Source organism: Mammaliicoccus sp. H-M34 (assembly GCF_022386495.1).
Classification (GTDB): Bacteria; Bacillota; Bacilli; order Staphylococcales; family Staphylococcaceae; genus Mammaliicoccus; species Mammaliicoccus fleurettii.
In genome coordinates, this window is the sequence record NZ_JAJNIK010000011.1 from 1 (window position 1) to 14004 (window position 14004).

14 protein-coding genes are annotated in these 14004 nt (G+C 32.1%); 3 read left to right on the top strand and 11 right to left on the bottom strand.

Annotated features, from left to right (window positions below):
* Window positions 1-382 precede the first annotated feature (382 nt).
* The 5 genes from LQ608_RS11335 to LQ608_RS11355 form a co-directional block, all read right to left on the bottom strand.
* Window positions 383-709, bottom strand: a complete 327-nt coding sequence (locus LQ608_RS11335; protein ID WP_078357822.1) for a YuzB family protein — start codon at window positions 707-709, stop codon at window positions 383-385.
* A gap of 78 nt (window positions 710-787) precedes the next feature.
* Window positions 788-1627, bottom strand: coding sequence for a lipoate--protein ligase family protein (locus LQ608_RS11340; RefSeq protein WP_107509405.1), 840 nt, complete (start codon window positions 1625-1627; stop codon window positions 788-790).
* Window positions 1628-1629: 2 nt separating this feature from the next.
* On the bottom strand, window positions 1630-2616 hold the full coding sequence (gene pta / locus LQ608_RS11345) for a phosphate acetyltransferase (RefSeq protein WP_239751986.1): 987 nt from the start codon (window positions 2614-2616) through the stop codon (window positions 1630-1632).
* A 187-nt stretch (window positions 2617-2803) separates the two neighbouring features.
* Window positions 2804-3547, bottom strand: coding sequence for an acetoacetate decarboxylase (locus LQ608_RS11350; RefSeq protein ID WP_239751988.1), 744 nt, complete (start codon window positions 3545-3547; stop codon window positions 2804-2806).
* Entirely contained in the window at window positions 3544-4584 is a 1041-nt protein-coding gene (locus LQ608_RS11355) for a ketopantoate reductase family protein (protein ID WP_239751990.1), read from the bottom strand. The genes LQ608_RS11350 and LQ608_RS11355 overlap by 4 nt, the downstream gene beginning before the upstream one ends.
* Before the next feature lie 129 nt (window positions 4585-4713).
* On the opposite strand from LQ608_RS11355, the gene LQ608_RS11360 reads away from it, so the two are divergent.
* Complete coding sequence (locus LQ608_RS11360; RefSeq protein ID WP_239751993.1) at window positions 4714-5598, top strand: LysR family transcriptional regulator; 885 nt, start codon at window positions 4714-4716, stop codon at window positions 5596-5598.
* A gap of 82 nt (window positions 5599-5680) precedes the next feature.
* Here LQ608_RS11360 and LQ608_RS11365 read toward each other — a convergent pair whose 3' ends face one another.
* The 3 genes from LQ608_RS11365 to LQ608_RS11375 are packed head-to-tail and all read right to left on the bottom strand — an operon-like array spanning window position 5681 to window position 7885.
* Entirely contained in the window at window positions 5681-6487 is an 807-nt protein-coding gene (locus tag LQ608_RS11365) for a MetQ/NlpA family ABC transporter substrate-binding protein (protein ID WP_239751995.1), read from the bottom strand.
* Window positions 6488-6494: 7 nt separating this feature from the next.
* Complete coding sequence (emtB, locus tag LQ608_RS11370) at window positions 6495-7166, bottom strand: metal ABC transporter permease EmtB (protein ID WP_078357813.1); 672 nt, start codon at window positions 7164-7166, stop codon at window positions 6495-6497.
* Entirely contained in the window at window positions 7163-7885 is a 723-nt protein-coding gene (locus tag LQ608_RS11375; protein ID WP_239751997.1) for an ATP-binding cassette domain-containing protein, read from the bottom strand. The genes emtB and LQ608_RS11375 overlap by 4 nt, the downstream gene beginning before the upstream one ends.
* 196 nt (window positions 7886-8081) lie before the next feature.
* On the opposite strand from LQ608_RS11375, the gene hemQ reads away from it, so the two are divergent.
* Complete coding sequence (hemQ, locus tag LQ608_RS11380) at window positions 8082-8834, top strand: hydrogen peroxide-dependent heme synthase (protein WP_078357811.1); 753 nt, start codon at window positions 8082-8084, stop codon at window positions 8832-8834.
* 379 nt (window positions 8835-9213) lie between these two features.
* Here hemQ and gltS read toward each other — a convergent pair whose 3' ends face one another.
* Entirely contained in the window at window positions 9214-10422 is a 1209-nt protein-coding gene (gltS, locus tag LQ608_RS11385; protein WP_239751999.1) for a sodium/glutamate symporter, read from the bottom strand.
* A gap of 294 nt (window positions 10423-10716) precedes the next feature.
* Between gltS and LQ608_RS11390 the strand changes: the two genes are divergently transcribed.
* Window positions 10717-12072, top strand: coding sequence for an APC family permease (locus LQ608_RS11390; RefSeq protein WP_107509278.1), 1356 nt, complete (start codon window positions 10717-10719; stop codon window positions 12070-12072).
* Between the two features lie 23 nt (window positions 12073-12095).
* Here the strand turns inward: LQ608_RS11390 and LQ608_RS11395 are convergent, their stop codons facing one another.
* Complete coding sequence (locus LQ608_RS11395) at window positions 12096-13574, bottom strand: APC family permease (RefSeq protein WP_239752001.1); 1479 nt, start codon at window positions 13572-13574, stop codon at window positions 12096-12098.
* A 50-nt stretch (window positions 13575-13624) separates the two neighbouring features.
* Window positions 13625-13987 carry a DUF423 domain-containing protein gene (locus tag LQ608_RS11400; protein ID WP_107509277.1) on the bottom strand — a complete coding sequence of 121 codons (363 nt, stop codon included), beginning with the start codon at window positions 13985-13987 and terminating at the stop codon, window positions 13625-13627.
* Between the last annotated feature and the right edge of the window lie 17 nt (window positions 13988-14004).

Genomic DNA, 14004 nt, shown 5'->3' on the forward strand with positions numbered 1-14004 from the left:
TGAATCGCACGATATCTCAACAGTCTTCGTGCGTTTTGACTCGATTTAGTCCGAATCGCACGATATCTCGAAAGTCTTCGTGCGTTTTGACTCGATTTTGCTTGAATCGCACGATATCTCAACAGTCTTCGTGCGTTTTAGCTCAATTTTGCCTGAATCGCACGATATCTCAACAGTCTTCGTGCGTTTTGACTCGATTTAGTCCGAATCGCACGATATCTCGAAAGTCTTCGTGCGTTTTGACCTGATTTTGCTCGAATCGCACGATATCTCGAAAGTCTTCGTGCGTTTTGGCTCGATTTAGTCCGAATCGCACGATATCCCAACAGTCTTCGTGCGTTTTAACCCGATTTAATCAAACTTCACTTCATAAAACTCTATTCTACTTATTCAACTTCTTATTTAACTTCTCGTCTATTTCTTTTTGTCGACGTTTTCGTTCTTCATTTCTAAGTCGCAATCTTTCTTCTTCTTCTGGATCGCGTTTCTTTTGAAGTTGTTTTTGAATTTTCTCCATGAGTTCTTCTTCTGTTAACGCGGCACATGGGCGGTTGTTAACGAATGCGAATGTTTTTCTTCTGCCTGGTCCACAATAAGATTGGCATGCTACTTCTACTTCGGCTTCTGGATCTATTTTTTTTAATTTTTTCAGTAGTGATGGTAAATTAACAGCTTGGCAATCATCGCAGACTTGAAATTTATTTCGCATTTGTTTCCCCACCTTTCTCGGTTTCTAATTTAGCAATAAATTATTATACCACCTTAACAGTTGTTTGAGAATGTCATTTTATTGTTTTTCCATATTTCGTACCATTTTATCATTTCGTTCAATCATTCTTTCAAAATATTTATCATATAGCTCCCATTCTTCTGTTGTGACGGGATTCATATTTAATGTTGCACCTAATGTTTTTAGACTTCCTAACAACTTGAACAATATGTCATTCGTTGTATAATCTTTATCTAATAATTCATTTATAGATGCCATACTTTCAGGAATGATGGTTGGATAGATAAATTTTGTTTTTTCATTTTTTAATGCATGTTGATAGAATTCTTTCATCATGTTTGCACGTTCTGCTCCAGATCCTTCTACACATAAGTATATTTGAACTGCTATACCACCTCTAACTCTTCGTTGTGATATACCAGCAAACTTTCTGTTATTGATACTTAAGTCATAGCTACCCGGACAGTATGAGGCAGAGATTTCTTTATTTTCAATAGCATTTGTTTCTTCTTTAAACATTTCACGTATGAGACGTAACATCACTTCATATCCCGTATCAATGGATACATCATGTTTACCTTTAAAAATCAAAGATATATTTAGTACACCTTTGTCTAACACAACGCCTAAACCACCTGAATTTCGAACGATTGCACTGTATCCTTTAATATTGTTTAAAAATTCAATGCCATCTTTTAAAAAAGGTAATCTAGAATCGTGTATGCCTAATATCACGACGTGGTTGTGTATCCATGTTCTTACTACACTTGGACTTTTATCATTTCCAACTTGATCACAAAATGTATCATCGAAACTAAAGGACTGCATTGGCTGCAGTCCTGAAGTGTGGTCAATGTATCGCCATTCTTGTGTAAAATAATCTTTCAAAGTTTCCACGATTATAATGTTTGAGCAGCTGTAATAATTGAAAGACTGTATACGTCTTCTGCTGAACAGCCACGTGATAAATCGTTAACAGGTGCGTTTAAGCCTTGTAATACAGGACCAACTGCATCAAATCCACCTAAACGTTGTGCAATTTTGTATCCAATGTTACCCGCTTCTAAGCTAGGGAAGATAAATACATTTGCATCACCTTGAATTTCAGAATTTGGCGCTTTTTTAGCAGCTACTTCTGGAACGATTGCTGCATCAAATTGGAATTCGCCATCTAATACTACATCTTTTAAGTCTGTTGCTTTCAAGTTTTCTTGTGCAATCGATACCGCTTCAGATACTTTTTCAGTATCAGGTGATTTCGCTGAACCTTTAGTTGAGAAGCTTAGCATTGCTACTCTTGGAGACATACCGAATGCTTGAGCAGTCTTAGCACTTTCAATTGCAATTTCAGCTAAGTCTTGTGCATTTAATTCTGGGTTAATTGCGCAATCACCAAACACATACTGTTCTTCACCTTTAGTCATGAAGAATACACCTGATGTTTTAGTAACGCCTGGTTTAGTTTTAATGATTTGTAATGCAGGACGTACAGTATCCGCTGTAGAATGCGCAGCACCACTTACTAGTCCATCTGCTTGATTAGTATAAACTAACATTGTTCCGAAGTAGTTTACATTGTTTAATAATTCTTCAGCTTGTTCTACTGTTGCTTTTCCTTTACGGCGTTCAACAAATTTTTCTACTAAATCAGCTTTTAATTCGCTTTTTTCAGGGTTAATAATTGTAAGTCCATCGATTGATAAATTAGCACCCGCTGCTGTTTCTTTAATTGCTTCTTCGTTACCAAGTACGATTGGTGCAACCAAATCAGTAGCTTGTAATTTAACAGCTGCTGTTAATACACGAGCATCGTCACCTTCTGGTAATACGATACGAACATTCTTACCTGATAGTTTGTCACTTAGGACATTAAGTAAATTAGACATAATTGCCTCCTATATATGATTGCTTTAATTTTTCCATTCATAATTATAACATTTTTTCATAAATTTTCACGTATCCGAACTGTGAATTAATTTTATAAAAATACACAAATTTATGATTTATATCTTGAATAATATAAAATAAATAGGTTGAGACAGTTTAATTGTCTCAACCTATTTTCAATCTATCTTAATTATTATCATTTAAGTAATTATACATTTGACTCGGTTGTCCTAATCTCATATCTACAATAATGTGCTGGGCATCTACAACTTTTTTAACTGGAAAGTCAGCTAAAGGTGCCATTACATGTTCAAAAAGCTGTAATCTTGCTGGTCCTCTATATGCTTCTTTCACTTTTACATCCGTTATTTGGCTGCGTGTTAATTCACTCATTAAAAGTGATCCATCGTAGTGTCTCATCTGTTTCAACATAAATTGTGGTGTTGTTATGATTGACTTAGCTTCTTCATCATCCATACGATAATATTTATATCCCATAGTAGCTTGAGCTACTCTTAATGAGTTGTAGTCCAAAGTGCCAACTAGTACGTCGTTGTCTACATATAAATTAGGCGTACCTGCTTTTTTAGGAAAAGCTGCAACTTCTCTACCTGATGCGATTGCTGCTTGGTTATTTACATACATAGAAAGATAGAATTCGCCAGCTTCACCATTATATTCTACTGGAATAACGTGTCCAGCTTCCATATAAGAACCTAATCCTGTACTGTCAGGCATATTAATGACTTCAAACTTTATTAAATTACTCGTAACTGTAAGTGGTTCTGGAACAATTTCTTTGAGCATATCCATATCTGTTTCATAAACGATATTCAAAAATTCTCTATCTTTAAAATACATGTCAGTTGCAGGAAATACCGGTGCATTCAATGGTGTAGCTGAGATATTTTTAATTTCTTCTTTTCTCATATTAAAAGCTCCTTTTTCTGCTCAATTATTTTAGCAAATTCCGAAATACTTTCACTAAATTGCGGAACTGTCTTTTTATTTTCCGCTTTTGATACGATGTCTACAATTTTATCATTATATGGTGTAGGTATATCGATGTTATCTCCTTCTTGTGCAACTAAACCGTTAATATAGTGAATTTCTGTTTTTCTACCTTTTTGTAAGTCTTGTAACATACTTGCTTCCAATTTACGGTTTGATTCCATTATCATTTTCAACTTTTTAGTTTGTTCTTCAATGTTATCAATTATTTTAAATTGAGTAAAATCAACGCCAGACATGATTTCAAATTCTATACCTTGTTTTTCAGCTACTTGAATGCCTTCACTGATAATATATAATGCTGATTGAATACCTACTTCATTATCCATTATATCGCCATACGTACATCCACATGCTGCAGACAAACCACTAAAAGAACTATTAATTAACAACTTAGACCATTTTGTTCCAATCAAGTTTGATGAAACAAATACACCACCTATATGTTCTAAAACTTCTTTAATATTCTTGATTCTCTCTGTAACAACACCATTTAATTCACCAATTTGTAATGCGTATTCTTTGAATGTGTCATAAGTAGTAGTCAGATTTGATACACCAGGTTCAGCATATGTTGCACCAAATTCTACAGATCCAGCTATAATTTGCTCTTTCGGAATAGTTTCACTGATAAAATGTTCAGGCACACCATTTTGTAAAGATAGCAGTATCCCATCTGTATTTAAAATATTTTTTATAATAGGTAATACATCATTATTATAAATTTGTTTAGTTAATAACAATACTAAATCATATTTTTTATTTATTTTGTCCGGAGTAATTGCATTTACTTTACTATGAAATTCAATACTCCCTTTTATAGTTGCACCATTTTCATTCAATTTATTAATATGTTCTTCGTTTACATCAATTAGATCTACGTTTTCTGCAGATTGTGATAAATAAGCTCCCATTATCGTACCTAACGAACCCGCTCCATATATTGCAATATTCATATATATTCTCCTTTGCTTATATCCAATGTATATTTCACTTACAATGTTACGCTTATGTTAGAATAATTAAAAATACATATATAGGTATATACGCATAACCACCTAGTTATATATGTGAGGAGGTATATAATGGATTTATTACAGCTAAAATACTTTAAAACAGTTGCAGATTTTATGAGTTTCACTAAGGCTGCTAATTTTCTATACATTAGCCAACCTGCTTTAAGTAAAATGATTAAAAATTTAGAAGTTGAATTAGATATTAAGTTGTTTGAACGAAAATTACGACAAATAGAATTAACGAAAAATGGCGAAATATTTTTAAGTTCTGTTAATAAGATTTTTGGAGAAATCGATTATGCAAAAGAGCGTATGTTAAAAAATAAAATTGATGAAGAAAAGACCATTAACATTATTACATCAAGTAATCGTTTTACTTCAGATCCTATTTTATCTTTTACTAAAGACCATCCTGATGAAATATTTAATGTCGAAACGTCAGATAATCATACAATTATTAATAAATTAATGTCTGAAGAGGCTGATTTTGCAATTTCATTTTTTAAAATTGAACACTCAGATATACAGTGTGACTTCCTCTACAGAGAAGATATTGTATTAGTAACGCCACCAGAGTATGATGCTTATGAACCAAAAGATTATATTTATGAAGCAAATAATTTTAAACATTTTCTCTTTATTTCTAATTACAAAGAATACAATCAATTTATTAAAAATAAACTTTATGAAAAAGGTATTAAATATCATAATTTCAATTATGTTGATGATGCTTTATTTAATATTTTTATTCAAAACAGAAAACATTTCACTTATTTACCTGTAGCAGTATGTCGAAATTTTGAAATACCTTATGCAACAGACCAAAATTTACTGATTTCTAAACGCATCTATATATCTAAAAAGAAAGATAACCAATTAAAAAATAAAAGTAAAACTATGTATAACTTTATCTTAGACTATTACCAAAAATATGAGATGAATTATAGAATTTAAAACTGCTAGCAAATAAGTTTAAAAACCACGAGGCTCGGGACAAATTAATTGTCCGAGCCTCGTGGTTTTATTCTGAATATATTTAGAATGAAGGTATTAAAGTATCTTTATGTTTCTCTTTTAAATATTTTTTTACTGCATCACTCTTCATTGCTTTATGTAATGCTTTAATTTTTTCGGAATCTTTATTGTCTTCTCTTGCAACTAATTGTATAGAAAAACGAGTATCAATATTTTTTTCTAGGAATAATGCATCAGCTGGTTTTAATCCAATTTTTGATATATATGTTGGATAATTATAAACGAGTGATACATCTGATTCGCTATACGTTTCTGCTAAATTGAGCAAGTCTACTTTTAACCATTTAAAATCTTTAGGATTATCTACAATATCTTTAGTCGTTCCGTTTACACCAACACCATCTTTTAATTTAATAAGTCCTTGTTCTTCAAGAATTGCTAAAGCTCTACCCTCATTTGAGATATCATTTGGAATAGCAACTTTTGTTCCATTTGGTATAGATTTTGTATCTTTATATTTCTTAGAATAAAACCCTACTTTTGCATCATAAATGGGTTGTATTGCTACTAAATTAGCTTTTCTTTCTTTATTGTATTTTTCCATAAAAGGTTTATGCTGAGCAAAACTTGCATCCGCTTCTTTACTCGTTACCATGTCATTATATGCAACGTTATCATTTACTTGTACAAGTTTGATTTCCCAACCATCTTTTTTAGCTTCTTTAGCTGCTTCTTTCACTACATCTGTCATTGGAGGTGCTTGTGAAGCTACTTTAATAACTTTATCTTCACTGTCTTTCTTATTTGCACCACAACCAGCAATAATAACACTAAACATCAATATCATAATAAATAAACTTTTTTTCATATCTACACTACTTCCTTTTGTCTAATTTTCGAGAAATATTATTCCCTAACATTTGAATGATAAATACACTGATAATAATGATAATAATTGAAAAGTACATAATTTCATTTTCATAACTTTGATAGCCGTATCGAATAGCAAAATCTCCTATTCCACCTCCGCCTACAATCCCCATTACTGTTGAATATGAAACCATACTCACTGCTGTCGTTGTGTAAGCCAAAATAATACCGCTTCTGGATTCTACTAAAATGAAATTCCATATATATTTAAACTTTGTTGCTCCTAATGATTCTGCTAGCGTCTTTATTTCGCCAGGTATATCTAGTAATACTTGTTCAACTAATCTTGAAAAGATCGCAATTCCAACAATACTTAAAGGAATGATGGAAGGATAAGGACCAAAAGCACTTCCTAAAATAAGTCTAGTTAATGGAATTAAACTGATAACAAATAATAAATACGGGAATGAGCGAATAAATGTAATCAAGAAATTAAACGCCCAATAATAGTTTCTATTTAATTCTTTAATGCTTGGATTTGATAAAAACAAAGCTATCCCTAGAGGCAAACCTATTAATAAAGTGATGATCATTGAATACCCTAGCATGATACAAGTTTCTTGCAACGATTGGATAAGTTCTGGCATATAATAATTAATTTTTTCTAAAAACGTCATTCTTCAATACTCCGCTTCACGTTTTCTAAATAAGAACCTGTGTCCTGTTCAACACTTTTAGTTCTATTTTCAATAATATCTAACAATTGACCATCCTCCATCACACATACTTGCTCACATAATTGTTTTACAACATTCAATTCGTGTGTGACAAAAATGATTGTTATATTAAATTCTTTGTTAATATTCTTTAACATTTTTATGATAATTTCAGTGTTGTGTTCATCCAAACTACTTGTAGCTTCATCACATAATAAAATATCTGGATTTCTGACTAAAGACCGTGCTAATGCAACACGTTGCTTTTCTCCTCCAGATAATTGAGCAGGATAGCTATTTATTTTATCTTCTAATCCTACAAATTCAATCAGTTCATTCACTTTGTGTTTATCTTCTTTATTGATAATCTTCAAAGGTAATGCAATATTTTGATAAACATTCAAGTTATTCAATAAATTATAGTTTTGAAAAACCATTCCTATTTTCTCTTTATATTTTCTAATTATTTTTTTAGATACATGATTAATTTCTTTATCTTCAAAAATAATTTTACCTTCAGTTGGTTGCTCTATAAAATTAAGCATTTTCAATAAAGTCGATTTCCCGGATCCACTTTTACCTACAATCCCTGTTATAGAACCTGGCTCTACTGTTAAAGAAAAGTTTTTAACAGCAAACTTATCATTATATTTCTTAGATACATTTTCTAATTTATACAAATTTATGCTCCTATTAAATAAATTTTCAACAATCTATTATCATTATCTAATAAATAAAATCGATAATCAATATCAATAAATTTTCAACGTCACTATTTCTCTTTCACAACAATGTAAAAAGTTGAGTCATTTAATCTGTTTCTAGTATGATAGACTAATAAAGAAGATATTATTTTCTAAAAGGAGCGAAAGTAAAATGAACGAAGCAGCAAAAACATTAGATGGTTGGTACAGCTTGCATTTATTCTATGCGATAGATTGGACTAGCCTTAAAACTGTACCAGAAGATGATAGAAGCACAATGATCAATGAATTCAAAACTTTCCTTGAAGGTTTAGAAACAGTTCATAATAATAAAGAAGGCTCTCATGCTTTCTATAACATCACAGGCCAAAAAGCAGACTTAATGTTATGGTTCTTACGTCCAGATGTTAAACAATTAAACGCTTTAGAAAATGAATTTAATAAATTAGATATAAGTGATTTCTTAATCCCAACTTATTCTTATGTATCAATAGTAGAACTTTCAAACTACCTTGCTGGTGATTCAGACGAAGATCCATACGAAAATCCACATGTAAAAGCAAGATTATATCCAGAAGTACCACGTTCTGAATATGTATGTTTCTACCCAATGGATAAAAGACGTGACGGTGAAGACAACTGGTATATGTTAGATATGGATCATAGACGTAGCTTAATGCGTTCACACGGTTTAATTGGACGTAGCTATGCAGGTAAAGTAAAACAATTTATCACTGGCTCAGTAGGTCTAGACGACTACGAATGGGGCGTAACATTATTCAGTGATGATATGTTACAATTCAAAAAATTAATCTATGAAATGCGTTTCGACGAAGTATCAGCTAGATATGGTGACTTCGGTGCATTCTATGTAGGTAACATTTTAAATATTGATGAATTAGATACATTCTTTCAACTAAACTAAAATTTAAACCGGGTAGACTCGTGGGAGTCTACCCGGTTTTTTATTTTTATTAGAGTGATGTGTCGTTTTCGGGTCGCTAATTATTTTTATCGGCCTGTATTTCGCGTTTTCGGGTCGCTATTTATTTTTATCGGCCTGCATTTCGCGTTTTCGGGTCGCTATTTATTTTTATCGGTCCGTATTTCCCGTTTTCGGGTCGCTATTTATTTTTATCGGTCCGTATTTCTCGTTTCTGGACCGGTAATTTTTTTTATCGGTCCGTATTTCTCATTTCTGGACCGGTAATTTATTTATCGGTCCGTATTTTATCTATAATTATTCCCAAAATAGAAAAGAGGATTTCCAACACTAATAGTTGGAAATCCTCTTCTTATTTTATTTAACTAAATATGTTTATAAATAGTGTAACAATTGGAACGCCTAGTAAATCTATTAAGAATGCTCCTACTACTGGTACTACTAGATATGCTTTTGGTGATGCTCCGAATTTTTTCGTAATAACATCTAAGTTTGCCATTGCATTTGGAGTTGCTCCTAGTCCATGACCTATAAATCCACCGATCATAACTGCTGCATCATAGTTCTTCCCAAGTCCTTTGAATACTACAAACACTGAGAATAATACGATAAACACAATTTGAGCTAGAACAATAACTGTTAATGGTAATGCGAGTTGATAAATTTCTGTTAATTCAATACTCATTAAAGCAATTGATAAGAATAAACTTAATGAAACATCACTTACATGATTCGTAATTTTCATATCGATAATGTTTAAATTACCATAATCAGAAATATTTCTAATAATTACTGCTACAAACATTGCGCCTACATAAACAGGAATATTGATACCAGTTAAACTAGTAAACCCTTCACCGATATATGTACCTATAGCCATACATACTGCAATAATTGTAAATTGAACGATAAACACTGTAGTTGGGTTCATTCTACTATGTAAATTTTGATTGTATTCCACGTCACTATAATCTAATCCTGTATCTTTAGCATCTTCAGGTTTCAAGTCGAACTTTTTAATTAAGAATCTAACGACTGGTCCACCTATTAATCCACCAGCTACTAAACCTAGTGTAGCTGCTGCAAGTGCTGCTGTAACTGCAGAATCAACGCCTAATGTTTCTAATGTTTGACCGTATGCTGCTGCATTACCATGTCCACCTTCCATTGACATAGAACCAGCTGTTAGTCCTAATAATGGTGGAATGTTTAATACTTTTGCTAGTGAAACCCCTATAACATTCTGACAAAATGCTAATATTCCACAAAAAATAAAGTACAGAATTAGCACTTTACCGCCAAGTTTTAATAATTTTAATGATGCTCCTAAACCAATAGTTGTAAAGAATGCAAGCATAAAGAAGTTTTGGATAAATTCAGAATCCAATTTAATCGTTATAATATTTGTTGATTGTAATATCGCCACTAAAATTGCAAATAATAATCCACCAATTACTGGAGCTGGAATACATAAACGCCTCAAAATAGAAACTTTATTTACTACTGCCTCTCCTAATAAAAGTAGGACACATGCTAGCGCCAATGTTGTAATAGCATTGAGCTCTAACATTTCACATTCCTCCTTAAACAACTTGTTTCATACAGTTGTTCTTTATATTTTTCAAGAAATCGTTTTCAAGCCATGAAGAACATTATACATATCAGTCAATAAAAAATCTACCATGCATTTTTTACAATAAAATATTTATTTAAATTAATTATTTAGCCATTAACCTCGCCTTTAAAGTTCTTTATAAAAATTCACTAAATTTTGAAATTTCCAATATACAAATCCGCTTTATCGTGTATATTAATTTATATACAGAGAAAAATTTCATTTAAATTATACATATAAGGAGTAGCTATGAAACAAAATCAAGAACAATCATTACAGAAATCTATCGGACTAATGACTGCTATTACAATTGTCGTTGGTACGATTATCGGATCAGGTGTATTCGTCAAACCAGCAGTCGTTTTAACACATGCAGGCACAAGTAATATGGCCATTCTTGCTTGGGTAGTCGGAGGACTCTTAACGTTAGCAGCAGGCTTAACAATAGCAGAGATTGGCGCTCAAATCCCAAAAACAGGCGGATTATATGCCTATATACGTGATATTTACGGACCATTTTGGGGATTCTTAACAGGTTGGGTTCAAACAATTATCTATGGTCCTGCAATCATCGTATCACTTGTACTATTTTTTGGTATTCTCGTGACAAATTTCTTTAATATCAGTAATGATATGAGTGTCTGGTTTGGATTATTCGCGTTAATATTTTTAACAGCCGTTAATATTTTAGGTACAAAATTCGGTGGATTAATGCAAAATGTCACAACAATCGCAAAGCTTATTCCAGTATTTGCAATTATCATATTTGGATTACTTTGGGGCAATGAAGGAATTTTTGGGCAAGATGTAACATCATTAATTAAAACAGATGGCGAAATAAACTTTGGTCGTGCTGTCCTAGCAACTTTATTCGCTTATGACGGATGGATTATGTTAACGAACATGACTGGAGAAATGAAAAAGCCACAAAGAAATTTACCACTAGCTATGTTAATCGGACTATCAATCGTAACACTTGCTTATGTACTTATTAATATCGCTGTATTCCATGTAATACCTGCTGCAGAATTAGTAGGATTAGGTAATACGGCAAGTGCAGAAGCAGCAAAAGCACTATTCGGTGATATAGGTTCTAAAATTGTAAATATCGGTGTAATCATTTCAATCTTTGGTTGTCTAAACGGTAAAATCATCACATTCCCACGTATTCCATTTGCTATGGCTGAAGACGGATTATTGCCAATGCATAAGTACGTAGGATACATTAGTCCTAAATTAAAATCACCACTTGGCGCATTAATTACTGTGTTCGGAATCTCAATGGTATTAATCGTATTAACATTATTATTCCCAGATGTCGTAAACGCAGACTATTTATCAGAAGTAACAATATTTATTATTTATATTTTCTATATGATGGCCTTCGTCGGGTTGTTTATTCTTAGAAAGCGTAACAAAGATATTAAAAGAGAATATTCAGTACCACTCTATCCATTCATACCATTGTTAGCACTTTTCGGTGGTGCATTTATTATTATTAATACTTTAATCTCTGACTTTATGGGATCATTATACTCATTGATTATATTAGCAATAGGAATACCCGTTTATATGTATTTGAAAAACAAACAAAAAACAGACTAATATTTAGTCTGTTTTTTGTTTGTTTAATCTTTAATTTCTGTTTTTGCTTCTAGTTCTATCATTTCTTCTTTTGTTTTATCTAATACGAGATAATTCAACTCATCGTTTGTCATTTTTTTAAGTGATGGATATCTTATCATAAAGAATATAATTCCAAGTACGAACCATACAAATAATGCGATATATGATGGTAGTGATAAACTTGCTGGTGATCCTGGAATTAGTAATAAACATAAGAATATACCTGCAATGATTGCTCCGATGATAGCAAATGTTTTATATTTCGGATGATACATCATACTTCTTTTATCATAAGAGAATAGTTTAAATGCTGATAAACATGTTATAAAGTATGCGATTGATACACCTGTTGAAGACATATCTACAATCCATGTTAAAGCTGTTCTTCCTAACCAAGGTGCTACTAATGCAAGCACTAATATAAATATAATACTAATATATGGCGTATTATATTTTGGATGTAATTTTTTGAAGATGCTTGGCATAACGGATGCTCTACCCATGGAGAATAATAATCTACTAGAACTCATAAAGAATCCATTTAAACCTGTAAATATCCCCATCATGATCGCAACAATTAACACTGCCAACCCAACAAACGAGAATGCTTCTTGGACAACTGATCCAGTTACCCATAAGTCTCCTCCTACTGCTGATGCATCTTTAAATAACCAACTTGTTAACAATATCATCATGACATAAGTTAATGCTGAAGCTAATAAGCTGAATACGATTAACTTAAATGTCTTACTCGGTGAAAAATTAAATTCTTCTGCTGTTTGTGGAATATTGTCAAATCCTACATATGCCCACGGAGCAACTGCCAAAATTACTACGATAGACGATAACCAACCAACGTCGTTATTAACGACTGGTTTCAAATTAGAGAATGAAAAATCTTGAGTGAAAAATGATCCTGCAAATAATAATATCACTACAACAGCTAATATAACGCAGAATACATATTGTAAACTACCTGAAAAACTTGATCCTTTTATACTAATCCAAGCAAAAATTAATAAAATAAGTGAGGATAGTATAATTTCAGTTATGTACACGTCCCAACCTGCGACTGTATATAATTTACCTTGTTCTAAAAATCCTGGCATAACAAATTTAAAGAGCAAACTAAATGCCGAAGCGTTTAATGCAACGATACATATATAACCAAATGTTAGAAACCATGATGAGAAGAATGATACATATTTACCGAATCCTAAATATCCAAAAGCAAATGCGCCACCGGAAACTGGAAACTTCTCAACGAGTGCACCATAACTAACTGCAATAACGATCATAAGTAAAGCACCAATAAAGATACCGATTGATGCACCTAATGGACCTGCTTGACTAATCCAATCACCAGGAAGTATAAACGCTCCCCATCCGATACTTGAACCGTAAGCTATAGCCCAAACAAATTTTTCAGATAAATTTTTATCTAAATTTCCTCTTGATAAATCTTTCTTTTTTCTTGCCATAAATGTTCCACCTTTATATATATGTTTCGTGAAACGTAATTAACTACTTCTTAAGATTTCCAAACAGCAATTACGAGTAAAATCCAACTTGCAATGAACAGTACGCCACCAATTGGCGTAATAGCACCTAATATTTTAATTTGTGTTACCGCTAAAATATATAATGAACCACTAAAGAACACAATTCCAAATGTCATCAACCAACCTGCTAAATTTAAACTTGTTGATGTTGCTCCCGAAATAATACCAAGTAATATCAATCCTAATGCATGGTACATTTGGTATGTTGTTGCTTTTTCCCATATATCTAAGTACTTAGCTGATAATTTGTTTTCTAAACCATGTGCACCAAATGCTCCAGCTGCTACTGCGATCATTGCATTAATCGCACCTATAATTATAAATAATTTCATTTGTTATCTTCCTTTCT